This window comes from Modicisalibacter tunisiensis (assembly GCF_020148005.1).
Lineage (GTDB): Bacteria > Pseudomonadota > Gammaproteobacteria > Pseudomonadales > Halomonadaceae > Modicisalibacter > Modicisalibacter tunisiensis.
This window is the reverse complement of sequence record NZ_JAGXFD010000001.1, coordinates 1,050,277-1,073,119: the sequence shown is the minus strand read 5'-3', so window position 1 is coordinate 1,073,119 and position 22,843 is coordinate 1,050,277. Positions and strand designations below refer to the sequence as shown.

General features: G+C 65.6%; 16 protein-coding genes and 1 CRISPR repeat array. Of the genes, 9 read left to right on the top strand and 7 right to left on the bottom strand.

The genetic code is table 11. The features are described 5' to 3' along the window. Positions 1 to 34 precede the first annotated feature (34 nt). Positions 35 to 625 carry an NAD(P)H-dependent oxidoreductase gene (locus KGQ91_RS04945; protein ID WP_224420418.1) on the top strand — a complete coding sequence of 197 codons (591 nt, stop codon included), beginning with the start codon at positions 35 to 37 and terminating at the stop codon, positions 623 to 625. Here the strand turns inward: KGQ91_RS04945 and djlA are convergent, their stop codons facing one another. The 4 genes from djlA to xseB form a co-directional block, all read right to left on the bottom strand. Next, positions 626 to 1,405 carry a co-chaperone DjlA gene (djlA, locus tag KGQ91_RS04940; protein ID WP_224420417.1) on the bottom strand — a complete coding sequence of 260 codons (780 nt, stop codon included), beginning with the start codon at positions 1,403 to 1,405 and terminating at the stop codon, positions 626 to 628. It lies immediately after the preceding gene. 12 nt (positions 1,406 to 1,417) lie between these two features. Beyond that, positions 1,418 to 3,358, bottom strand: a complete 1,941-nt coding sequence (gene dxs / locus KGQ91_RS04935; RefSeq protein WP_224420416.1) for a 1-deoxy-D-xylulose-5-phosphate synthase — start codon at positions 3,356 to 3,358, stop codon at positions 1,418 to 1,420. A gap of 134 nt (positions 3,359 to 3,492) precedes the next feature. Beyond that, positions 3,493 to 4,383 carry a farnesyl diphosphate synthase gene (locus KGQ91_RS04930; RefSeq protein ID WP_224416028.1) on the bottom strand — a complete coding sequence of 297 codons (891 nt, stop codon included), beginning with the start codon at positions 4,381 to 4,383 and terminating at the stop codon, positions 3,493 to 3,495. Next, positions 4,373 to 4,663: an exodeoxyribonuclease VII small subunit gene (gene xseB / locus KGQ91_RS04925; RefSeq protein ID WP_224416029.1), complete on the bottom strand. Its 291-nt coding sequence runs from the start codon at positions 4,661 to 4,663 to the stop codon at positions 4,373 to 4,375. The genes KGQ91_RS04930 and xseB overlap by 11 nt, the downstream gene beginning before the upstream one ends. 331 nt (positions 4,664 to 4,994) lie before the next feature. Here xseB and serA point away from each other — a divergent pair, with 331 nt between their 5' ends. Continuing rightward, positions 4,995 to 6,245, top strand: a complete 1,251-nt coding sequence (gene serA / locus KGQ91_RS04920; protein WP_224416030.1) for a phosphoglycerate dehydrogenase — start codon at positions 4,995 to 4,997, stop codon at positions 6,243 to 6,245. Positions 6,246 to 6,423: 178 nt separating this feature from the next. Here the strand turns inward: serA and KGQ91_RS04915 are convergent, their stop codons facing one another. After that, positions 6,424 to 9,240 carry a P-loop NTPase family protein gene (locus tag KGQ91_RS04915; protein ID WP_224416031.1) on the bottom strand — a complete coding sequence of 939 codons (2,817 nt, stop codon included), beginning with the start codon at positions 9,238 to 9,240 and terminating at the stop codon, positions 6,424 to 6,426. 301 nt (positions 9,241 to 9,541) lie between these two features. Between KGQ91_RS04915 and KGQ91_RS04910 the strand changes: the two genes are divergently transcribed. From KGQ91_RS04910 to KGQ91_RS04895, 4 genes are read left to right on the top strand one after another with little or no spacing between them, the layout of a single operon-like run. Beyond that, on the top strand, positions 9,542 to 10,711 hold the full coding sequence (locus KGQ91_RS04910; protein WP_224416032.1) for a type I-F CRISPR-associated protein Csy1: 1,170 nt from the start codon (positions 9,542 to 9,544) through the stop codon (positions 10,709 to 10,711). Beyond that, complete coding sequence (locus tag KGQ91_RS04905) at positions 10,708 to 11,595, top strand: type I-F CRISPR-associated protein Csy2 (protein ID WP_224416033.1); 888 nt, start codon at positions 10,708 to 10,710, stop codon at positions 11,593 to 11,595. Before KGQ91_RS04910 ends, KGQ91_RS04905 begins: the two co-directional genes overlap by 4 nt. Before the next feature lie 38 nt (positions 11,596 to 11,633). Next, positions 11,634 to 12,665 (top strand): type I-F CRISPR-associated protein Csy3, encoded by a 1,032-nt coding sequence (gene csy3 / locus KGQ91_RS04900; RefSeq protein ID WP_224416034.1) that lies wholly within the window; start codon positions 11,634 to 11,636, stop codon positions 12,663 to 12,665. A 4-nt stretch (positions 12,666 to 12,669) separates the two neighbouring features. Beyond that, positions 12,670 to 13,227, top strand: coding sequence for a type I-F CRISPR-associated endoribonuclease Cas6/Csy4 (locus KGQ91_RS04895; RefSeq protein ID WP_224416035.1), 558 nt, complete (start codon positions 12,670 to 12,672; stop codon positions 13,225 to 13,227). 141 nt (positions 13,228 to 13,368) lie between these two features. Next, positions 13,369 to 16,998: a CRISPR direct-repeat array (repeat unit 28 nt; unit sequence GTTCACCGCCGAGCAGGCGGCTTAGAAA). Positions 16,999 to 17,031: 33 nt separating this feature from the next. On the opposite strand, the gene KGQ91_RS04890 is transcribed toward KGQ91_RS04895, so the two are convergent. Continuing rightward, positions 17,032 to 19,140, bottom strand: a complete 2,109-nt coding sequence (locus tag KGQ91_RS04890) for a TonB-dependent receptor family protein (protein ID WP_224420415.1) — start codon at positions 19,138 to 19,140, stop codon at positions 17,032 to 17,034. A 292-nt stretch (positions 19,141 to 19,432) separates the two neighbouring features. On the opposite strand from KGQ91_RS04890, the gene KGQ91_RS04885 reads away from it, so the two are divergent. Genes KGQ91_RS04885 through KGQ91_RS04875 form a run of 3 tightly spaced genes read left to right on the top strand, consistent with a single transcriptional unit; the run spans position 19,433 to position 21,955 of the window. Further along, on the top strand, positions 19,433 to 20,422 hold the full coding sequence (locus tag KGQ91_RS04885) for a metallophosphoesterase (protein ID WP_224420414.1): 990 nt from the start codon (positions 19,433 to 19,435) through the stop codon (positions 20,420 to 20,422). Beyond that, complete coding sequence (locus KGQ91_RS04880; RefSeq protein WP_318010249.1) at positions 20,419 to 20,895, top strand: NfeD family protein; 477 nt, start codon at positions 20,419 to 20,421, stop codon at positions 20,893 to 20,895. The genes KGQ91_RS04885 and KGQ91_RS04880 overlap by 4 nt, the downstream gene beginning before the upstream one ends. Beyond that, entirely contained in the window at positions 20,888 to 21,955 is a 1,068-nt protein-coding gene (locus tag KGQ91_RS04875) for an SPFH domain-containing protein (RefSeq protein ID WP_224420413.1), read from the top strand. Before KGQ91_RS04880 ends, KGQ91_RS04875 begins: the two co-directional genes overlap by 8 nt. Here KGQ91_RS04875 and KGQ91_RS04870 read toward each other — a convergent pair. After that, the gene (locus tag KGQ91_RS04870; protein WP_224420412.1) at positions 21,943 to 22,842 is read right to left on the bottom strand and encodes a LysR family transcriptional regulator; all 900 of its coding nucleotides are present in this window, start codon (positions 22,840 to 22,842) and stop codon (positions 21,943 to 21,945) included. The genes KGQ91_RS04875 and KGQ91_RS04870 overlap by 13 nt on opposite strands. Position 22,843 lies beyond the last annotated feature (1 nt).

The window sequence follows — 22,843 nt, the reverse complement described above, 5'->3', positions numbered from 1 at the left end:
GTCATGACCCCGTTACCGTCAAAGGAGCCACGTCATGACCGCACCGCCGCTCTCCCTGGCCCTGCTCCCGGGCAGCACCTGTCACCGGCGCTTCTCGCGTCGCGTCGCCGACTGGGCACAGCGTCGGCTGGCCGGGCACGCCGACCTGGTCGCCGAGTTCGTCCTCCCGGCGCCGTGGGAGGCCGACGCCAACCGCCGGCTGCACCGGACCGATGCCTTCCTGGTCATCCTGCCGGATCAGCCGGTGACCGGCACCGCCGACCTGGCAGCGCTGTTCGCCACTCCCGCCGAGGCCTGGCATGCCCGGCCGGTGGGCTTTCTCACCTACGGCGGCAGGAACGGCGGCCGCGCGGCCATCGAGCGGCTGCGCCCGTGGCTCGTCGACCGTCAGGCGATTCCGCTGGGCGAGAACGTGGATTTCATCGATGCCTGGGAGCGGCTGGGGGCACGCGGCAAGCTCTATGCGCCGCTGGGCGAGGATCGGCGGCTGGCGCGGCTGATCCCCCGTTTGCAATGGTGGGCCCGGGCCCTGCGCGATGCCCGGCAAGACGGCCCCGGCGCTCTCTCCGCCGGGTCCGCGTTCGCGGCGGGCCCGCTCAGGGAGGGCGCGTCCGGGAAGGCGTGATCAGGCCGCTTCGGCGCGGGCCTGCTTGATCAGGTCATAGGCGTGGGTGATCTCGCGGGTGCGCTTCTCGGCCATCTCGCGCATGCTTTCGGGCAGGCCCTTGGCGGCCAGCTTGTCGGGATGGTTCTCGCTCATCAGCTTGCGATAGGCACGCTTGATCTCGCTGTCGCTGGCCCCGGGCTCGACGCCCAGCACCCGGTAGGCGTCCTCCAGCGCCTGCGCGGAGGGCGCCCCGCCCTGCCCCGCGTCACCGGCGGTCGCGCCGCGCAGCATGGCCTCGATCTGGGCGACCTCGCTCTCGCTGCAGCCCAGCCCGCGGGCCACGCGCACCAGCATCTCGTGCTCGGCGGGATCGAGCCGCCCGTCGGCGGCGATCGCGGCGAGCTGGATCTGCAGGAACACCTGGCGCAGGGCGCTCTGCTGGCCGACGATCGGGCGCAGCCGCGCCAGCTCGGCGTCCAGGTCGAAGTCCGCCGCCTTGCCGCGGTTGAAGTCGGCCCGCGCGCGGGCGCGCTGGCCCTCGTCGAGCCGCAGCTGATCCCAGATGCGCCGCGAGGCTTCCAGCTCGTCCTCCGAGACACGGCCGTCGGCCTTGCACAGGCAGCCCATCACCGCGAAGGTCGATTCGAGAAACTGCGCCCGGGCACTCGCCAGGCGGCCCAGCGCGCTGCGCCGCCAGCGCCGCGCGATCCAGTAGCCGATCCCCCCGCCGATCAGCAGGCCCAGGGGGCCGCCGATCCACAGGCCCAGCAACGCACCGATCAGTATTACGGTCAGCATGCGATCCTCGTGTCAGTCGTCGGAAGGTCGGGCCGCGAGACGCCGGCGAATCGCCGCCTCGATGCCGTCGGCGTCGAGCCCGCAGTCGGCGAGCAGTTCGGCCGGCTTGCCGTGCTCGATGAAGGCGTCGGGCAGCCCCAGGTTGAGCACCGCCACGCGCTCGTCCGCCTCGGCCAGCAGTTCGTTGACGCCGCTGCCGGCGCCGCCGGCCACCGCGTTCTCCTCCAGGGTGACGAGCAGCCGGTGCCCGCGCGCCGCGGCCAGCACCGCCTCGCGGTCGAGCGGCTTGACCGTGCGCATGTTGAGGTGCGTGGCGTCGAGCCGCTCGGCGACCTCGCCGGCGGGGCCGTTGAGGCTGCCGAAGGCCAGCAGGGCGATGTCGCCGGCACCCTCGCGGCGCAGCTCGGCACGGCCGATCGGCAGCGGCTCGAGGTGCTCGGGAATCGGCGTGCCCGGCCCCTTGCCGCGCGGATAGCGCACCGCCGCCGGTCCGGGGTGGTGATAGGCGGCGCTGAGCATGGCCCGGCACTCGGCCTCGTCGGCCGGCGCCATGACCACCAGCTCCGGCACGCAGCGCAGGTAGGAGAGATCCAGCGCGCCGTGGTGGGTGGGGCCGTCCTCGCCGACCAGGCCGGCGCGGTCGATGGCGAAGGTGACGTCGAGCTTCTGCACCGCGACATCGTGGATCAGCTGGTCGTAGCCACGCTGCAGGAAGGTGGAATAGATCGCCACCACCGGCTTCATGGCCTCGCAGGCCATGCCCGCGGCGAGGGTCACGGCGTGCTGCTCGGCGATCGCCACATCGTAGTAGCGCCCGGGGTATTCCTGCGAGAAGCGCACCAGATCGGAGCCCTCGCGCATCGCCGGGGTGATGCCGATGAGCCGCTCGTCGGCGGCGGCCATGTCGCACAGCCAGTCGCCGAACACGTTGCAGTACTTGCGCGGCTTGGCGGCCGGGAGCTCGGCGCCCTGGCTCTCGGGCGCCTGGGTCTCGACCCTGGGCGGCGGCGCGGGCTCCCTCTCCAGCTTGGTGATGGCGTGATAGCCGATCGGGTCGGCCTCCGCCGGCCGGAAGCCCTTGCCCTTGCGGGTCTTGATATGCAGGAACTGCGGGCCGTCGAGATCACGCAGGTTGCCCAGCGTGTTCACCAGGGTGGTCAGGTCGTGGCCGTCGATGGGGCCGATGTAGTTGAAGCCCATCTCCTCGAACAGCGTCGCCGGGCTGACCATGCCCTTCATGTGCTCCTCGGTGCGCCGCGCCAGCTCCAGCGCGCCGGGCAGCCGCGAGAGCACCTTCTTGCCGCCCTCGCGGACATTGAGGTAGGTCTTGCTGGCGAAGATCTGCGCCAGGTAGCTGGCCATGCCGCCGACGTTCTCGGAGATCGACATCTCGTTGTCGTTGAGCACCACCAGCAGGTTGGCATCGACGTGCCCGGCATGGGCCAGCGCCTCGAAGGCCATGCCCGCCGACAGCGCGCCGTCGCCGATCACCGCGCACACGCGGCGCTGCTCGCCTTTCGTGCGGGCGGCCAGCGCCATGCCCAGGGCGGCGCTGATCGAGGTGCTGGAGTGGCCGACGCCGAAGGTGTCGTAGTCCGACTCGTCACGCTTGGGGAACGCCGCCAGGCCGTGCAGCTGGCGGATGGTCGCCATCCGCTCGCGGCGGCCGGTGAGGATCTTGTGCGGATAGGCCTGATGGCCGACGTCCCACACCAGCCGGTCGTGGGGCGTTTCCAGGCAGTGGTGGAGGGCGATGGTCAGCTCGACCACGCCCAGACCGGCACCGAAGTGGCCGCCGGTGCAGCCCACGCTGTAGAGCAGGAAGGCCCGCAGCTCGTCGGCCAGCTGCGAAAGCTGCGAATGGCGCAGCTCGCGCAGGTCGGCGGGCGTGTCGATGGTGTCGAGCAGCGGCGTGGCCGGGCGCTCGACCGGAATCTCGTCGAACAGCTTCATGGGCTTGTCTTCTGTCGGTTGAGGCACGGCTCGATGGGCAGACCCACAACCCCGGGTCGCCCGGACACCTTGAGGGAGGCTGAACGGCGCGGGTCTCGGCGGTTCGGTGGAGTCGTCATCGATACCATGCTGGCTCAGTAGTCGCGCTCGATCATGTAGCGGGCCAGATCCGCCAGCGGCTCGCCGGCCTCGCCGAGCACCGCCAGCGCCGCCAGCGCCTCGTCGCGCAGGGCATCGGCGCGGGCGCGGGCGCCGTCGAGGCCCAGCAGCGCCGGGTAGGTCGGCTTGTCGCGGGCCGCATCGGCGCCCGCGGCCTTGCCCAGGGTGCCGGTGTCACCGACCACATCGAGGATGTCGTCCTGGATCTGGAAGGCCAGGCCGACCGCCGCCGCGTAGCGATCCAGCGCCGCCAGCCGCGGATCGGCCTCGGGCACCGCCACGAGCCCGCCCATGCGCACCGCCGCGCGAATCAGCGCGCCGGTCTTGTAGCGGTGCATGGTCGCCAGCGCCTCGGCATCCAGCCGGTGACCGACGGCATAGAGATCCAGCGCCTGCCCGCCGGCCATGCCGGCGCGGCCGGCGGCCCGGGCCAGGGTGCCCACCAGTGCCGCCGTGCGGGGATGCGCGGCCTCGGCCAGCACCTCGAAGGCCAGCGTCTGCAGGGCGTCGCCGGCGAGGATCGCGCTGGCCTCGTCGAACGCCTTGTGCACGGTGGGCTGGCCGCGCCGCAGGTCGTCGTCGTCCATCGCCGGCAGGTCGTCGTGGACCAGCGAATAGGCGTGGACCAGCTCGATGGCCAGCGCCGCCGGGTCGAGGGCGTCCGGGTCGGCGCCCAGCACGCGCCCGGTGGCATACACCAGGATCGCGCGCAGCCGCTTGCCGTTGCCGATCACGCCATGGCGCATCGCCGCGTCGAGCCGCTCGGCCGGGGCGACGCGGTCCGCGAACAGTGCCTCCAGGCGCGCATTGATGCGCTCGCGATCGGCATCCAGGCGCCGCGTCCCCTCCGGTGCGTCAGCGAGCATGGTCATCCTCCGGCGAGGCGTCGGGGCCGAAGGGCGCGTCCTCGAGGGTGCCGTCGGGCTGTTCCACCAGGGCACGCACCTGCAGCTCGGCGGCGTCGAGACGCTGCTGGGCCTCGCGCGTCAGGCGCACGCCCTGCTCGAAGGCGGCCAGCGACGCCTCCAGCGACAGCTCGCCCGCTTCCAGCCGGGCCACCAGCTGCTCGAGCCGGTCGAGGGTGCCGGCAAAGTCGTCGGGGGTTGCCTCGTCAGCGCCGGGCGCTGCGCTTTCCTGGTCTGCCATGACGCGTCTCGCTCATCGACACGGGCCGCCCGGCCAGGCGGCGCCGCAGTATCAGGGTCTGGGCGCACAGTATACACGCTCATCCCCGGGGTGCGTCTGCCCCGGCCACGCCGGCACCACTTCGATTTCGCTCATGCCGGACACGCAGCGTTTTCATTCCGGCGACAGGCCGGTGTGGTACCATGTGCCCCCTGTTGCGCTGTCCCATGCCTGGCTCGGCCCTCACCTTTTCGTACCCGCCACGGGCCGTTGCCGCTCGAAACGCCGCCAACAGACTCCACATTCCCGACGCCAATTCGCGTCGTCAGTCGACGAAAGGGTTGAATCGACAATGGCCAAGACGTCCCTGGACAAGAGCAAGATCAAGATCCTGCTGCTCGAGGGCATTCACCAGTCCGCGGTGGATAACTTCCTGAACGCCGGTTACACCAACATCGAGCACCTCTCCACCTCGCTGGATGAAGAGACGCTGATCGAGAAGATCCGCGACGTGCACTTCATCGGCATTCGCTCGCGGACTCAGCTCAACGAGCGGGTCTTCGCCGCCGCCGAGAAGCTCACCGCGGTGGGCTGCTTCTGCATCGGCACCAACCAGGTCGACCTGAACGCCGCACTGGCCCGCGGCATCCCGGTGTTCAACGCGCCCTACTCCAACACCCGCTCGGTGGCCGAGCTGGTGCTGGCCGAGACCATCATGCTGCTGCGCGGCATTCCCGAGAAGAGCACGCGCGCTCACGAGGGCGGCTGGCTGAAGTCGGCGAAGAATTCCCACGAGGCCCGCGGCAAGACCCTGGGCATCATCGGCTACGGCAGCATCGGCGCCCAGCTCTCGGTGCTCGCCGAGTCGGTGGGCCTGGACGTCATCTACTACGACGTCGTCACCAAGCTGGCGATGGGCAACGCCCGACAGGTGGGCAGCCTGGAAGAGCTGCTGGCCCGTGCCGACGTGGTCACCCTGCACGTGCCGGACGTGCCCTCGACCCGCTGGATGATCACCAAGGAACAGTTCGCGCTGATGAAGCCGGGCAGCATCTTCATCAACGCCTCGCGCGGCTCCACCGTGGTCATCGAGGACCTGGCCGAGGCGATCAAGGCCGGCAAGCTGCTGGGCGCGGCGGTCGACGTCTTCCCCAGCGAGCCGAAGAGCAACGACGAGGAGTTCGTCTCGCCGCTGCGCGGCCTGGCCAACGTGATCCTCACCCCGCACATCGGCGGCTCCACCCTCGAGGCGCAGGAGAACATCGGCGTCGAGGTCTCCGAGAAGCTGATTACCTACTCCGACAACGGCACCACCATCACCTCGGTCAACTTCCCCGAGGTGGCGCTGCCGGCCCACCCGGACAAGCACCGCCTGCTGCACATCCACGAGAACGTGCCGGGCGTGATGTCCGAGATCAACCGCGTGCTCTCGGAGAACGATATCAACATCTCCGGCCAGTTCCTGCAGACCAACGAGAAGGTCGGCTACGTGGTGATCGACGTCGACAAGGCCTACGGCGTCAAGGCCCTCGAGGCGCTCAAGCAGGTCGACCACACCCTGCGCACCCGCGTGCTCTACTCCGAGACCAACTACCAGGATTGAGCCCGCGCCCAGCGCGAGTCCTTGAACGCCCCCGGCCCTGCCGGGGGCGTTTTGCGTCGGGTATGTGTATTGCAGCCACCATCGGTTGGACCTGGCCTGTCAGGCTGGGACGCTATCGCGAAACCGGGTATCGTCCTGTGCGGCAATTCTCCCCGCCAAACGACACCAGGAAGGGCTTCTACACTTGGCCGGACGACCGTCTTATCTTGAAGGTCATTCCCTGCTCGGGCGTGATTCCCGCCTTGTCACATGCCTCCCACAGCGCCTCGATGCTCCATGACAGCCAGTTGGTTTCGTGCATATCGAGCCGCGGCTTGCCCTGTTCGGTATACGCCAAGGTGAAGCCGTGCCGTTCCCATCGTTCCCAGCGCCTGCCGCCGCCCTCTCTTGGCAAGACCCGCCACTCTTCCAGACCGTCATCCTCCTTGCTGCGCAGCGGATATTTTCCGTAGAACCGACTGCCCATCCAGATGCTTTCATACCGGCGATCACGCCTGAGGACTTTCAGGGGCTCCTTCAGCAACGCTTGCTGGTGATGCTGCTCCCCCTTCACCAGCGGGTGGGCCGTATCGAAGGCCATGGCGGCGGTCAGCCGATCGAGCCTATCCCAGTCGAGCAGATACCCAAGATCAGGATACGCATCCCCTGCATCGAGATACTTGCGAAAGCCCCTGCCGCTTTCCGGACCGGGACGGGTAAATGCCACGCTCTCCTTGCGCAGGGCCCGGGCGTTGTATTGCAGAACCGCCACATTCGGCTCGGTCACCGCTATCCGGCGATGGCGATTGACACGCCCCGCGGTCTGGACGATCGAGTGAGATCCCGATGGCTCGATTACCGCCCAGTCGAAATCATGGTCGCGGCCGATCTCCTCGACCGGCGTGGCGACGACCACGAAGCGCACGCAAGAGCCCTCTGTGGCAGCACAGAGGGCACCGACGTCCGGATCCTGTTCGATGGCCTCGTTGCCCCGCTTGCGATTGAGTAGACGATCCAGCGCACGCTCCTTGGAGTGCCGCTGAATCGCGAAATCCCGAGCGTGGTACAGACACACGAAGGTGTCGGGCAGGCGCTGCAGATACTCCGCCACCGCATTGGCCGTCTGGATATTGGCGACCCGGACCAGACCAAACGAGACCGACTTGCCGGTATCGCCATGCGACCAGCAATTTGACGCATGCAGCCGTTCCACGCCGGCCTCGATGGCGGCAAACAGGCCCGCAACTCCTCTGTTGTCATCCACCGATTGCAGGCAGGCCCGCTTAGTAGCCGGGCCCCGCCGACCACCAAGCGCACCGAGAAACGTCTGGTAGTCCTCTTGAAAAGAGGCGCCAGGCTGAATCCAGCTGGGCGGCAAGGTATCCGTTATGGCCAGGACACCATGCTCTTGCGCCTGACCACACAGCGCAGACCAGACGCGATGCCCTGAGTGATAAGCCTCGGCAATGGCGTGGGCGATGGGTTGAGGCAGTGTCGCCGACGAGCAGACCACGTTGCGGCCCAGGGAAGCAGCTACCTGGATGAGGCGCAGGATGGCGACCAGGCTCTCCGTATCGTAGCTGTCGACTTCATCCAGAATCAGGTCGCTGTGCATCACACGCAGATAAGCGGCGGCATGGTGACCCTGACGCCCCGGCTCTCCTGCCTGCACGAGAAAGTCCACCGTCGACACCAGGACCGGACTCGCCAGGATGCTCCGCCACTCGGTCCGCCTCTCGGTGACCGGTGCCAGCCAGTCGGGCAGCCGGCTGATGCCCCCGGCCACCTCGAACTGCACGTCCTCGAAGACACCGGCTGCATCGAGCGCGGCATCCTGTGGATCAGCCGCCGTCTGTTCCGTCTCGTGCAGGCGAACGGCAACCTTGTCACCGATTACCGTGGCGACGCTCTCCCGACCCAGCCCCAGGTCCCTCTCCAGGGCGTCCCCCGTCTGCAGGGTCAATGTGCGCAGGTTGAGTGCATACGATAGTCGTAGCGGGCCCGATGCCGCGGCGCAGGCCGCCTTGACGTTCATGACCGTCTTGCCGGCGCCAGTGCTGGCAACATTGAACACCAGAAGAGGGGCCGCGGACGCTTCCCGATGCTGGCGGATGGCCTCCACGGCCTCGTCCTGCCAGCCAAAGTACCGGACATGGTGGCCCTGTGCGGGCGCAAGGAGATCATCGACCTGGCCGGGCTCAAGCGCCGGCAATGACATCCGCCACATGGCGCCAGCCACCTCAGACGCCTTCTCCGCGACAGTGCTCAAGTGCCATTCCAGTGGCTGGTTGTAGCCGCGACCGGTCATCTCGGCATGCCTCGGCCAGGTATTGGCATAGAGGCCAGGCGCATTCGGTGGAATGGCCTCGCGTCCACCGGCGCCATCTTCCGCACCGACGATATCGGCCGAGACACCCTGATCGGCGAGGATCAATGCCACCCGGGACAGCCAGACCAGTCCATACCAGAAAGGCTCGTCATCCGGCGACTCGCCAGCAACCGCCAGCAGCCTCCGCAAATCCTGCTCGAGCCTACGGGTAAATGAGGGGGTGAGCCGCTTGTCAGCGCTGACGGGATAGGTAAACGGGGGCACTGGCTCGCGGACGTGATTCGAGGCATCCAGCCTGGTCAAGGCCTGTGTCCGGGAGGTACATGGCGGTCCGAACAGGCGATGGTGGGTCGCACAGATATAGCGCAATCCCTCGCCGGCACTACGCACGCCATCGCCGAGCGAGGGCCCTTCCGCCAGGCTGATCAGGGGCAGCTTCCCCAGCGCCTCGTGAAGCGGTATTCCCTGGAGCATCCTCTCCAGGGCCTTCATCGACACCCACTCATGGCGAACCGGATCCGGCTCGGTGTCATGGCCGGCGGCGGCATGTTGCAGCTTTTCGACGAAATAGCTCCCGGCCTTGCCCAGATCGTGAGATCGTCCAGCGACGCCGGCTATCAGGCTGGCCAGCTCCAGAGTCGTCCCGATTCCGGCAGGTTCGGCATCGGCTTGGCAACTCGCAGTCATTGTCGTTTCTCTCCCCCGTCCTCATGTATGTCTCGAGATCTCGTGTGGTGGAGTTTTGCTATAGTCTCCCTGACGCCCTGAACCAGCAGCCTGATTTCCCGCTGGCTTAGAAATTTTTGTTCGAGTAGTACAACGGCGTCCTTCACCGCCGCGCAGGCGGATTCCTCGACACGTTTTCCCGCTTCCAACAAGGAGATAGGGAAGTTCGACATGGCGCATGTCAAATTTTTTTCCTTTTTATTTGAATAGTAAAAAGTAACTTGGCTAAATTAAGATTAGTACATAATCAACGGGAACCCCCATGGCCAAGTCATCATCCCCGCCGGAGTGGAAACCGTTCACAACGGACCAGTATCGTGAGGCCATCTTTCGCCTCGTGCACTTTTCCACGAAGACCATCAACTCCAACGCCAAGGCGGTCGGCATCCGCCTGAGCACGACTGATACACGCCCGCTTCGCTATCTCTGCGCCTCCTCGGTACTCGCTTCCGGCTGCCCCCTGCCACTGGATTACCTCACCAACTCAGGGCCTGCAGCCACCATCGCCAAGCAGGTCGATCAGGTATTGACCGGGCAGCTCCCAGACGACGCCGATCCCGACGATGTGGCGCTCATCCGGGCGCTCTACCGGCAAGCCAGCCGCGAGCCGTGGGTAACCGGCATGGGGAAGGTATCGCCACGCGTGCGCCAGCTGTTCCTTCCCCGTGACGACGGCGGCTACGTGGCGATTACCCCGATCACCAGCAGCGGCCTGACGGCCACCGTGCGCGAGCGCACCCAGGCCAACCTCGAACGCTGGCGTGAAGCCAAGGACAACGATGAGGGTGACCCGGATCACCCCGTCATTCGACGGCTACGCACGGCCTATCTCGGCTTCGGGGGCGATAACGCCCAGAACATCGGCCGTCTGCCTAACCGGGGCTTGGTGCAATATCCCCTGTTTTTCTCGGCCCCTCGCGACAACCGGAGTGTGCGAGAGCAGTATCTGGCCGCCTACCGCGGGGTATGGCCACTGCTCAACCGCACGATCATGACGGAACTGCGCGATACCCTGGTGCCCCTGTTGGTGCGCGAAGGCGGTGAATTACCGTCCAACCTGCGGACCCGCGAGTTGGTCGACCGGTTCATCGACCGACTGATGAGCAGTCTGCTGCACCGCGCTGATCACGCACGACACGAGGCTCAGAAAATCCTGGTTCAGGAAACGACAGCTGCCAAGCCGGACGACGCGACAACGGATCAGCCGGCCGAAGATGAGCCCATCGACCTGTGGCGCCACCTGCCCCGGGTGCAGCAAGGGCTGCTGGAGCCTGGCCTTCGAGATCGCGCCTGGCGCCAGGCACTTTCCAGCCTGTTGGCACAATCCATCAAGGATTACCGCTATCCGGACGAGACCCGGCAAGGTCGCCCCGGCTTCGACAGGGCATGGCTGGTACGTATCGAGAATCGCATCGAGGAGGCCCTCCCATGAGCTTTCTGGTGTTGCCTCACCTCAAGGTGCAATCCGCCAACGCCCTGGCCTGCGGCTTCATCGTCAATGCCAGCCCTGTGATGGCGATCACCCAGTTCGTCCATAACCTGATGGTCCGGCATCTCGAGTGTGACGTCCTTGGGGTCGCGGTTCGGCACCATCATGCCGAACACCAGGCCCTCGAGGATGTCGCCTATGACGTTCTCCCCCATCAACGGCGCAGCGCCCTGCTGGTCAATGAACAGGACTATGTCGGCAAGGGCACCAAGGGCCCTACGCTGTCTGCTCAACCCACCGCCAGCTGCAATCTCGAACTGTCGTTACTGATCGAGTACGAGGGACTGCTCGATGAATCGATGCTGCTCCCCTTCCTGCGCAAGGCTCGCCTCGCCGGCGGGCAACTCCTCGATTATCGGACACCGATAAACGTCGATGACGTCAATACGGCCATCCGCAGCCTGGGCGACAACGGCTTCTGGCTGATCGAACGTCCCGACCTGATCGACGAAACCGATCCGCTGGGCTCGACATTCGCTGCCATCGAACGCAACGCGCTCCCTGCCCAGCGAGCCGAGAGCTTGCAATCCAAGACCCCCGAACTCCACAACCGGCCACTCCACGAGGTTTCCCATGCCTGGGTCGTGCCGACCGTGCTGGGCTACCTGGCCATCACCGACTTTGCCGAGCGCGAAGGTGTCCGCCTGCAGATGCAACCGAACGACAGCACGCTCCAGCACACCCTGCACGCCTACGCCGAACCCCTGCTAGGCATGGTTCAGTACGTCCCGGCTCGGCAATTGAATAAACAGGTTCCGTACTGGCGCCAGCACTGGCTCGACTCGCACACCTTTGTCGTGCAATGCCATCCGGAATCCATCGGCTGACCCGCTCTTTCCGCCCTGCCACTCACAGGAGATCCACCATGGCTTTCAACAAACTGCCCGGCGTCCTTTCATTGACCCGGGGCCTGATGATTACCGACGCGGTGTTTGAAAACCTGCTGGCGGACAGCAAGCGCTCGCCCGTCGAGGTGATCCGCCATGGCATTCGTGGTACCCAGAACATCCCCGACAAGTTCGATGATGTATCGAACATCCAGCAGACCGAAACGGCCAAGCTCGACCCCGAGGCCAGGGGCATGAGCGTCAGCTTCGGCCTCAACTTCCTCGATCTGAAGGATGTGATATTCGCCTGTGCCAGCAGCAAGGGCGGCAAGGACGATGTCGCCGGCTATCGCCAGACCCTGCTGAACTTCATCGCCCAGGCCAAGAGCTCCGAGGGTTTGCAGGAGGTCGGGCGGCGCTTTGCACGCAACATTGCCAATGGTCGCTGGCTATGGCGCAACCGCCAGCTGGCCGAGTCCATCGAGGTAGCCGTGGCGCGTGATGGCGAGACTCTCGCCACCTTCCCGGCACTCGCGGTTCCGCTGAATCACTTCGAGGCATACAGCGATGACGAGAAAGCGCTGGGCGCCCTGATCGCCGCCAGCATGGCGGGACAATCCACTTCTCGACTGACCGTCGAGGCCCGGATCGACTTCGGCGTCACCGGGGCTCTGGAGGTATTTCCCTCCCAGAACTACGTCGAGCGCAAGCCGAAGGGATTTGCCCGACCGCTCTATTACGTTCGCGGCGGCGAAGTCCGCAGGCGCTCGAGTGGAGCCGGTGAAGTGGGTATTAAGGTAATGGGGCAAGCGGCACTGCGTGACCAGAAGATCAGCAATGCCCTTCGCACCATCGACACCTGGTATCCCGCTTACGAGGAACACGGCCAGCCCATCGCCGTGGAGCCGAACGGCGCCAACCTGGGCGCACAACGCTTCTTCCGCGACGGCGCGGCTTCGGCGTTCAAGATTGCCCTGCGTCTGGACGAACTGGACCCGGACAGTGCCGATGGCATGTTCATGATCTCGGCGCTGATGCGGGGTGGCGTCTACTCTGGCTCCAAGGAGTAAGCCGATGCAGCCCAGATGGTTCTGTGATATCGAAGTCCGCCCCCAGCCACTTCCTCGCCCGATGGCCGCTTCAGCCATCGTGCGCGTGCTGCACGGTGCCTTTCGCCAGGCACCGGGGCGTCATGCACTGGCCATGCCCAGTCATGCACGGCTGGCACATTCGGTACTGCGGGTGTTTGCTTCGGGGCGCGATGAACTCGATGCGCTGATTGCCAATATTCGAGAGGCTCCTTCCTTGCTCGAGCAGGCAGTCATCCACTACCCCCGCTCGGTACCAGAGGACTACGCCGGCTCATGGAGCATCTACCAGAGGTTTCGCATTCCCTCGCGGCGTGCGGAGCGTATCCCGGGACGCTCGGTGCGCCTCAAGCGAGTCCAGGAGGCCAATGCCCGGGAGCTCCCCTTCTTCCAGATGAAAAGCGACAGTAACGGGGGACGGTTCCGGCTTTACTGGTCAGTACAGCCCTACACGGGCAGCGAGCCGAAGGTACGGGAATCGACCCCCGACTCCTGGGGGCTCTCCACCACGACAAATCCGGTGCCCTTGCCTGACATCACGTAAGATCAAGCATACCCTTTTTTCGAGCGTCTCTTTCACCCCCTGTAAAATCAGAAACTTGCAAGGCGGCTCGAAAAAAGGGTCTTTGGCTCTTTAATAGCGCAATCACTTGATTATATTGAACATAGTTCGCTCGCCTCACTAGTTCACCGCCGAGCAGGCGGCTTAGAAAATCGGCATCGATGTCGCGGGTCACGCAGCACAGTTCACCGCCGAGCAGGCGGCTTAGAAAGAGATCAGCAAGACGTGTTACACGCAGGCCAAGTTCACCGCCGAGCAGGCGGCTTAGAAATCGACGATCTGGATCACCCCCTCGTCGCCGACGTTCACCGCCGAGCAGGCGGCTTAGAAATGGTCGAGATGCTCGCCTTCCGGCTTGCGGCGGTTCACCGCCGAGCAGGCGGCTTAGAAATTCGCCCTGAACATCCTGCGCGCCTGCTGCGTGTTCACCGCCGAGCAGGCGGCTTAGAAATGATAGTTCGCAGGGGCCTGCAAGGAGTCCGCGTTCACCGCCGAGCAGGCGGCTTAGAAAGACCCGAAACCCTAGCGGCGCCAGATGAGATCGTTCACCGCCGAGCAGGCGGCTTAGAAATATGCCGAAAAAAGCCGCTCGAGTGAGCGGCAGTTCACCGCCGAGCAGGCGGCTTAGAAATGGCTGATCTTGTGGCCATCGCTGTCCATCTCGTTCACCGCCGAGCAGGCGGCTTAGAAAATGCCTGGGCTTCGTGGTAGATGCGGATGCCGGTTCACCGCCGAGCAGGCGGCTTAGAAATGGGACGCGATGGGCTCGATCGACGGCCGGCTGTTCACCGCCGAGCAGGCGGCTTAGAAAAGCTGACCGTGATGGCCCAGCCGTATGTCGACGTTCACCGCCGAGCAGGCGGCTTAGAAAATACACCGGATCATTGCGGCGCCGCTCTCGGAGTTCACCGCCGAGCAGGCGGCTTAGAAACAGGGCAACGTCGCCACGGAGTGGGGCACGGCGTTCACCGCCGAGCAGGCGGCTTAGAAATGGGCGGGCCGGATTGGAGTCGGGATGATTTCGTTCACCGCCGAGCAGGCGGCTTAGAAAGAGATCAAAACGAAGCTGCCCAAGTACCAGGTGTTCACCGCCGAGCAGGCGGCTTAGAAAAGTGTTCGGGCCAGACGTCGCAGTGCTCGGGCGTTCACCGCCGAGCAGGCGGCTTAGAAAACTTCGGCGCGATCCAGTCGATCGCCAGCAGCGTTCACCGCCGAGCAGGCGGCTTAGAAATTGAACTGCATATCAGCTCGACCGCGCTGACCGTTCACCGCCGAGCAGGCGGCTTAGAAAACTGAGTTCTCCAGCAGCTACGCTTGGATTCAGTTCACCGCCGAGCAGGCGGCTTAGAAAATTTCGGCATTGCCACCCCCGCTGATCGTTACGTTCACCGCCGAGCAGGCGGCTTAGAAATGCCGGCGAATGCTTTGGCTGACTTGCGGCTGGTTCACCGCCGAGCAGGCGGCTTAGAAAGTAATCTGCCGTGTGGTGTAGGCGTGGATGATGTTCACCGCCGAGCAGGCGGCTTAGAAAAACATCGACGCCCAGGAATCCGCCGCCACTTTGTTCACCGCCGAGCAGGCGGCTTAGAAACTTCGCCGGTGCCGGCGGGTTCAGCACCGGCGGTTCACCGCCGAGCAGGCGGCTTAGAAAGTGAGCAGCAGAAAACCAACCGCAACACTAAGGTTCACCGCCGAGCAGGCGGCTTAGAAAAGTACGAGGCGCTGACCGGTGCTCGCCCCGACGTTCACCGCCGAGCAGGCGGCTTAGAAAAAAGCCATCGGTAACGCCGTTATAGACCTGCTGTTCACCGCCGAGCAGGCGGCTTAGAAACAGATCGCTGACTCTTCGGCCCAGGTCCAGGCGTTCACCGCCGAGCAGGCGGCTTAGAAAGCGGCCGGTGGCGCCCTTCACGGTCTGTCCGGGTTCACCGCCGAGCAGGCGGCTTAGAAATGGAGCGCGGCGAATTGCTCGGGCGTGAAGTTGTTCACCGCCGAGCAGGCGGCTTAGAAACACTGAACGCGCCCTTCGAGGGTGTCCTTGTCGTTCACCGCCGAGCAGGCGGCTTAGAAATCGCCCAGCGCCTGGGGCACATGCTGACCGACGTTCACCGCCGAGCAGGCGGCTTAGAAATCGAGCGGCTTCGGGTCGGTCAGCAGCAATGTGTTCACCGCCGAGCAGGCGGCTTAGAAAGGCTCGGTGGAGTAGTTCGGCGAGGCCGACACGTTCACCGCCGAGCAGGCGGCTTAGAAATCGAAATCGTGGCGCAATACCTCACTGGGCTCGTTCACCGCCGAGCAGGCGGCTTAGAAAGCGTCGGCATCGCGCACCATCGGGTCGGCCGAGTTCACCGCCGAGCAGGCGGCTTAGAAAAGTGCCCCAGTCGTAGATCTCGATCGTCTCTCGTTCACCGCCGAGCAGGCGGCTTAGAAATTGACGGCCGCCAATGCCTCGTCGAAGGCGCTGTTCACCGCCGAGCAGGCGGCTTAGAAAAGTCGGCGAGCTGGCGGTTGACGTCGGCCAGGGTTCACCGCCGAGCAGGCGGCTTAGAAATCGAAGGGGGCGTCGGCGATGTTGAAGGCGAGGTTCACCGCCGAGCAGGCGGCTTAGAAAATGCCGCGGTGTAGCGGTAGATCAGCGCGATCGTTCACCGCCGAGCAGGCGGCTTAGAAAATGACAACAGTCTCCAGGTCGGCGTCGTCGAAGTTCACCGCCGAGCAGGCGGCTTAGAAAGACCTCGATGCCGCTGGTGTCGCTGAGATCGAGTTCACCGCCGAGCAGGCGGCTTAGAAATGCAGACGCTGGACGCTCATCTGCAACGCATCGTTCACCGCCGAGCAGGCGGCTTAGAAATACGCGACGAACCGCAACGTCAGCGGCGTCGCGTTCACCGCCGAGCAGGCGGCTTAGAAAGCGCGAGGCTTCCATGGTCTTCTCGACATTGAGTTCACCGCCGAGCAGGCGGCTTAGAAAACCGATAGTCAGGGCCTGCCGTACATCCAGTTGTTCACCGCCGAGCAGGCGGCTTAGAAATTGCCCTGCCCCGGCAGCCGGATGCCATCGGCGTTCACCGCCGAGCAGGCGGCTTAGAAATCCCGCGATCTGGCCGTTGGTCAGCAGCCCCTTGTTCACCGCCGAGCAGGCGGCTTAGAAAGCTCGCAGTCGTTCCAGCCGGCCCACCACCAGGTTCACCGCCGAGCAGGCGGCTTAGAAATTGGCGGCGTAGGCGTTGTTGCGGACGGCGTTGTTCACCGCCGAGCAGGCGGCTTAGAAAAAGGCGATTGTGACAGGCCCGGTCGGCAAGGGGTTCACCGCCGAGCAGGCGGCTTAGAAAATGGCTCTCGTCGGGCAGGTGGGCCAGTACCGTGTTCACCGCCGAGCAGGCGGCTTAGAAATGGAGTCACGAAGCCGTGCGCGAAGCCGGGTCGTTCACCGCCGAGCAGGCGGCTTAGAAAATCAGATCGGCGGTGACTTCCTTGAGCGGGTCGTTCACCGCCGAGCAGGCGGCTTAGAAAACCCCCATGATCAGAGCCAGCGTCACCACCACGTTCACCGCCGAGCAGGCGGCTTAGAAAAGCGTCGGGAAGCGGTGCGGCCACACGGCCCGGTTCACCGCCGAGCAGGCGGCTTAGAAAGATGATGCCGGCAACCTCGCCGCCTTCCTTGAGTTCACCGCCGAGCAGGCGGCTTAGAAATACGTCGACTCGAAGGTCGGCTACACCGCCACGTTCACCGCCGAGCAGGCGGCTTGTAAAAACTGATAAGACTTTTTCGCGATTCATTGCCCCTCAAAACTCGATCCCCACCCCGGCATACACCGTGCGCCCCGGCGCCGGGTCGTAGTAGCGCTCGTGGCTGGCGTTGATGATCACGTTGGCGTAGTGCTCGCGATCGAACAGGTTGCGCACCCCGGCGTAGGCCTCGAGCACGGTATCGCCACCCAGAGCCCAGCCGTCGCCGGCGCGCAGGTCGACCAGCCAGACGTCGTCGATCGCCACCTCGTTGGCGTCGTCGGCGACCATCGAGCCGATGTACCGGGTCTCCAGGGTGGCGAAGCGCCGGTCGAATCCCTGCCATGACAGCCGATTGACCCAGGTCCGCTCCGGCACGCCGGGGATGCGGTTGCCATCAAAATCCTGCCCGTCGACGCGGTAGTCGTCGAATTCGTAGCGCGCCAGGGTCAGGGCGCTGTCGACTCGCCAGTTCGGGGTGAACTGCCAGCCCAGTTGAGCCTCGATCCCCTCGCGGGTGCTCTTGCCGGCGTTGCGGTAGTAGCTCTTGCCGGCGGCGTTCTCGTAGGCCACCAGGGAATCTCTGACCCGGGTCGAGAACACCGCGACATCGTAGTCCAGCCCGTTGTCGAAGGTACCGCGCAGCCCGACTTCGCGATTCCATGCCGTCTGCGGCTCGATAGCCGGGTTGAAGCCGCCGCCGTCAGGATTGGCGAACTCCGAGAAGGTCGGTGTCTCGTAGGCGGTGCCGGTCGCCAGGTAAAACTGGTGGTCGGGCCGATACTGGAAACTCAGCCCCGCGCTGCCGCTCCACTGACCGAAGGTCCGGTCACCGCTGTCGTCGCCGTCGCCGAGGTGGTGATCGTCGATGTCGAAGCGTGCCCGGTCGTAGCGCGTGCCCAGCGAGAGCGTCCAGCGCTCGGTCAGGTCCAGGTCGCCCTGGGCGAAGACGCCCAGCGAGGTCGCCGTCTGCGTCTCGTCCTGGGAACGGCGCACGTGCTCACCGTCGATCAGCACGTCGTCGCTGTGACGGTCGTCCACCTGTCGCGCCACGTCGACGCCGGCCATGTAACGAAACGGCCGCCCGGCGAGCGTCAGCGACTGGCGATACTCGGCGCTGCCGCCGTAGTAGTCGCGATCGTAGGCGATGTAGTTCTGCACGTCCGTGACGTCACGGTCGCCCCCGGCGAAGGCCAGTTGCTGCTGATAGTCGCGATGCAGGTAGAAGCCCTTGAGCGTGAGCGCCCCGGGCCCGGCGGACAGATCCTCGTATTGCAGGCCGATGACCTGCTGGTCGACCTCCTGCCCCGAGTCGATGTCGACCGGCGAATAGTCGTAGTACCCCCGCGTATCCATGGCGGCGAAGCGATCGTCGGCCACGGATTCGAGCGTCTTGCCGCCGGGATCCTCGGCGAAGGGGCTGTCGAGCAGGTTGAGGATGGCGGTGACCCGGCGGTCATCGCCCAGCTCGCGGCTCAGCTTGGCGTTGAGCAGATATTTGCGGGCGGCGCTGTGCTCGCGATAGCCGTCGTAGTCCATCGCCGAGGCGCTGACGTGATGCGACCAGGGCCCCTCGACGCCGCCATTCTGCACCGACAGCTTGCGATAGCCGTCGCTGCCCGTCTCGACGCGGATCGCGCTGCCCGGGTCGCTCTCGCCGCTGGCAGTGGTGACGTCAATCACCCCGCCGGCGGCATTGCCGTACTGGACCGCCGCCGGGCCGCGGATCACCTCGACCGTCTCGGCGCTGTCGAGGTCGATGGCATCGAGCTGGGCCTGACCGTCCGGCAGGGTGTAGGGAATGCCGTCGACCATCACGGTGATGCCGCGCACGCCCCAGGGCGTGCGCGCGCCGAAGCCGCGGATCGACACGCGCTCGCCCTGGGCGAAGTTGTAGCGGTTCTGCAGGTACAGCCCCGGCACGCCGGCCAGCGACTCGTCGAGCCGCACGCGCTGCTGGCCCCGGGCGATCGTCTCGCGGTCGATCACCGACACCGCGGCGGGAGTGGCGTACAGCTCGCGCGCCAGGCGCGGGGCAGTGACGGTGATGACGTCCGTGTCAGGCTGGGTGGCAGAGCGGCTTTCCACGGCCACCGCGACGCATGGCGCGAGGCCCAGGCCGCAGGCGCTCAGGATGAACGTGCGGACGAGGAGGCGATGAGGCATGACAATTCCCTGTGATCGGCGAGCGAGGCCGGCGCTGTCCCGGCGCGGTCGCGCCCCAGCCTAGCGCGCCGGCCCCGCCGCCTCCAGTCGGGCGCCACGGGGGTGGTGCAAAACGCTATCGGCGGCGGCACCGATTGGCTCATTATCGGCAAGAAGGCCGGCAGCACGCTGGACAAGGCCCGCACGCTCGACGCGAGCCGGAAAGCGACCGGACGAGTCTCGCGCGGGTATCGTGACAATCGGCATGATTGGGGTGCAATCCCCGTCAGGCTTCGCAACGGAGGGCGCAGGCATGCTCACCATTGAAGTGCGTGACGGCCAGGCCAGGGTGGTGGTCGACCCCTGGCGCAGCGTGGATCGCGAGACCCTGAGCTTCCTGTCGGCCATCGCCGACGAACTCGGCCACCGGCTGCCGGAGGGCCATTACTCGCTGGACACCCTTGCCGATGTGATCGACAAGGGCAACGAGGAGGATTCCCCGGTCCGGGCGGCTGTTGCGGACCGGCTCCGTCAACTCGCCGAGCTGTATACGCCCGGACTGAGGGCCGATCCCGCGCTTGTCGTCCATGCGGAAAACACCGAGGGACGCGACTTCGCGGTGGGTGACATCCACGGCCAATACGACGCCCTGCAGGACGCGCTGCGAGCCGTGGACTTCGATCGTCGGCGGGACCGGCTGTTCTGTGTCGGCGACCTGATCGACCGAGGCGCTCGCTCGTTCGATTGCCTGTCACTGGTATTCGAGCCGTTCTGCCATTGCGTGCTCGGCAACCACGAATGGCTGGCGCTGAAGGCGCTCGGCGTCCAGGGGACTCGGCACGACTGGGATCTCTGGCAGACGAACGGGGGCGGCTGGATTCACGGCGAGAATGCCCGCGAGGTGAAAATCCGGCTGGAGGAGGCCGCCCGTTACCTGCCGCTTGGCCGGGAGGTGGGGGTCGATGGCAAGCGCATTGGCATCTGTCATGCCGAACCGCCCCTGAACTGGGGCTGGTTGCAGGACACCCCCGAATCGCTCCTGGAGCCGACCATCTGGAGTCGGTCCCGCATCAGGGAGGGCGACATCACGCCTGTCGGCGGCATTGATGCCGTCGTGGTGGGGCACACCCCCGTCCCCGAGCCCCTCTGGCTGGGCAACGTCTTCTACGCCGATACCGGGGCCTTCCTCCGCGACGGCAAGCTGACCCTGGTGAACCTCGCGGATCTGGCCGCTCGAGTCCGATCGACACCCCGGGCCGGGCAACCGGCCCCCGGCAGTGACAAGGAGGCAAGACGACAATGATGAGCTGGAGTCCCCCGGTGGTATGGGTCCTGATCGCCCTGCTGCTGGGGCTATCCGAACTGCTGACAGGCGGTGTCGTCATGCTGGCGCTGGGGGCCGCGGCCCTGCTCACGGCCGGCGTGGCGGCCCTGGATGCCTCGTACAGCATGCAGTTGCTGGCGATGGGCATTTTCTCGGGCGTGCTGGCGCCACTCGCCGTCTGGAAGCTCCAGCCGCACTTTTCCCCCAGGGGGATGAAGTACGGCAACACCGGCAGTGGCCAGGAATCCGGTCAGCGGTTCAAGACCCTGACACGCGATTTCGACCAGGCCACCGTCATCAAGATCAAGGGCGATCTCTATCGACTGCGGGTGGCCGGCAGCGGGGAAATGGCCCTGCCGGACGGCACGCCCGTCATCCTCGATCATTTCGAGGGAGCCACCGCCATCGTGCACCTGGAAAACCACCCAGAAGAAGGAGCCTCCCATGGCTGATGCGCTGCTGTTTTCTCCGGCCACCGTGCTGGCGCTGATCATTGTCCTGATCGGCATTCTCGTCATCGTCAAGGGGCTGGTCATTGTGCGCCAGTCGGAAGTGATGGTCATCGAGCGGCTGGGCTCGTTCCACCGTGTCATCGAGAGCGGAATCAACGTCATTATCCCGTTCATCGAGCAGCCGCGCGCCATCACGATGATTCGCTATGAAAAGCGGGGCGACGAATACACCGCCATCAGCCGCCAAGAAACGCGCATCGATCGCCGGGAGACCGTCATGGACTTCCCGGGCCAGCCAGTCGTGACGACGGATAATGTCACGGTCAGGATCAATGGTGCCCTCTACTACCAGATTATCGACCCGAAGAACGCGGTGTATGAGGTCGAGAACGTCGTGCAGGCGGTAGAGGTCCTGGCCAAGACAACGCTGCGTAGCGTCGTCGGCAAGATGGAGCTCGACAAGCTGTTCGAGAGCCGGTCGGAAGTGAATGACCAGATCCAGTCGGCGATGGAGGAACCGGCTTCAAAGTGGGGGGTAAAGATCACTCGCGTCGAGGTTCAGGACATCAGCATGCCCGAAGAAGTCGAGGAAGCCATGCGGCTCCAGATGGCGGCCGAGCGCAAGCGTCGCGCGACCGTCACCGAGGCCGAGGGCAACAAGCAGGCGGCGATTGCCCGGGCGGAAGGGGAGCGCCAGTCGGCGATCCTGAACGCGGAAGGTGACAAGGAGTCGGCCATCCTGCGTGCCGAGGGGGAACGCGAATCCATCAAGCTGGTGCTGGAGTCTCTCGGCGAGGGAGAAGAACACAAGCGCACGGTGGTCAGCTACCTGCTCGGCCAGTCCTACATCAAGACCCTTCCCGACATGGCGGCCCGGGGGGAGCGGGTGTTTGTGCCCTACGAGTCGTCGGCCCTGATCGGCTCGATGGGCATGTTCCGCGGGCTGACGGGCACGCCCGAGGATGCCGTCTCTCGCCACCTCGCCGAGCCGGGCGGGAATGCCGCCATGCGGGCCGGTGTCGTTGGTGGGGCGGCCGCCGGCCATGATCAGTCCCAGTAGGGCGGATCGCCGAAGGCCCCCTCCAGGAAATCGACGAAGCAGCGCACCTTGCTCGCCAGCAGCTGGCGGTGGACGTAGACCGCATAGAGCGACATCGGCTCGGGCGCGTGGTCCGGCATGAGCACCTGCAGGCTCCCGGCGCGGATCGCGGCACCGGCGATGAAGGTGGGCTGCAGGGCGATCCCGGCACCGGCGATGGCCGCCTCGACCAGCACATCGCCGTTGTTGCTGACCAGGTCCCCCTCGGCGGGCCGGCCGCGACCCGGCAACCATCGGAACACCGACTCGCCGGCCTCCGGCTCCATGTAGCTGTAACGCAGGTGGCGATGCGCCTTGAGGTCTTCCGGGCATCGCGGCGTGCCGTGCCGCGCCAGGTACTCGGGCGAGGCGCACAGCACCAGGCGGATGGGCGCGATCCGCTTGGCGATCAGCGAGGAGCTCTTCAGGCGGCCGATCCGCAGGGCGATATCGAAGCCCTCCTCGACGATGTCGACCTTGCGGTCATTTAGCTGCAGGTCGATGCCGACGGCGGGATGCGCGCGCTGGAAGTCACTCACCAAAGGAGCCAGGTGGCGAATACCGAAGGACACCGGCGCGCTGATCCGCAACCGGCCCCGGGCCCGGGTCTGCAGGTCGCCGAGCTGGTGCTCCATGTCGTCGATGTCGCTGAGCACCTGCTGGGCGCGCTGGTGATAGGTGGCGCCGGCTTCGGTGAGGTGGATCCTGCGCGTGGTGCGGTTGAGCAGGCGCACCCCCAGGTGCTGCTCGAGCCGGGAGACGTACTTGCTGACCAGCTGCGGGGACATCGCCAGTCGCTCGGCGGCCTTGGTGAAGCTGCCTTCGCTCACCACCGTGACGAAGGTACGCATGGCATCGAGACGGTCCATC

Coding starts and splice junctions, on each gene's coding strand:
- KGQ91_RS04910 (WP_224416032.1), top strand. CDS start 9,542: ATGGCCAAGTCATCATCCCCGCCGGAGTGGAAACCGTTCACAACGGAC.
- KGQ91_RS04890 (WP_224420415.1), bottom strand. CDS start 19,140: ATGCCTCATCGCCTCCTCGTCCGCACGTTCATCCTGAGCGCCTGCGGC.
- KGQ91_RS04905 (WP_224416033.1), top strand. CDS start 10,708: ATGAGCTTTCTGGTGTTGCCTCACCTCAAGGTGCAATCCGCCAACGCC.
- serA (WP_224416030.1), top strand. CDS start 4,995: ATGGCCAAGACGTCCCTGGACAAGAGCAAGATCAAGATCCTGCTGCTC.
- KGQ91_RS04895 (WP_224416035.1), top strand. CDS start 12,670: ATGCAGCCCAGATGGTTCTGTGATATCGAAGTCCGCCCCCAGCCACTT.
- KGQ91_RS04885 (WP_224420414.1), top strand. CDS start 19,433: ATGCTCACCATTGAAGTGCGTGACGGCCAGGCCAGGGTGGTGGTCGAC.
- dxs (WP_224420416.1), bottom strand. CDS start 3,358: ATGAAGCTGTTCGACGAGATTCCGGTCGAGCGCCCGGCCACGCCGCTG.
- djlA (WP_224420417.1), bottom strand. CDS start 1,405: ATGCTGACCGTAATACTGATCGGTGCGTTGCTGGGCCTGTGGATCGGC.
- KGQ91_RS04875 (WP_224420413.1), top strand. CDS start 20,888: ATGGCTGATGCGCTGCTGTTTTCTCCGGCCACCGTGCTGGCGCTGATC.
- KGQ91_RS04915 (WP_224416031.1), bottom strand. CDS start 9,240: ATGACTGCGAGTTGCCAAGCCGATGCCGAACCTGCCGGAATCGGGACG.
- xseB (WP_224416029.1), bottom strand. CDS start 4,663: ATGGCAGACCAGGAAAGCGCAGCGCCCGGCGCTGACGAGGCAACCCCC.
- KGQ91_RS04945 (WP_224420418.1), top strand. CDS start 35: ATGACCGCACCGCCGCTCTCCCTGGCCCTGCTCCCGGGCAGCACCTGT.
- csy3 (WP_224416034.1), top strand. CDS start 11,634: ATGGCTTTCAACAAACTGCCCGGCGTCCTTTCATTGACCCGGGGCCTG.
- KGQ91_RS04930 (WP_224416028.1), bottom strand. CDS start 4,383: ATGCTCGCTGACGCACCGGAGGGGACGCGGCGCCTGGATGCCGATCGC.
- KGQ91_RS04870 (WP_224420412.1), bottom strand. CDS start 22,842: ATGGACCGTCTCGATGCCATGCGTACCTTCGTCACGGTGGTGAGCGAA.
- KGQ91_RS04880 (WP_318010249.1), top strand. CDS start 20,419: ATGATGAGCTGGAGTCCCCCGGTGGTATGGGTCCTGATCGCCCTGCTG.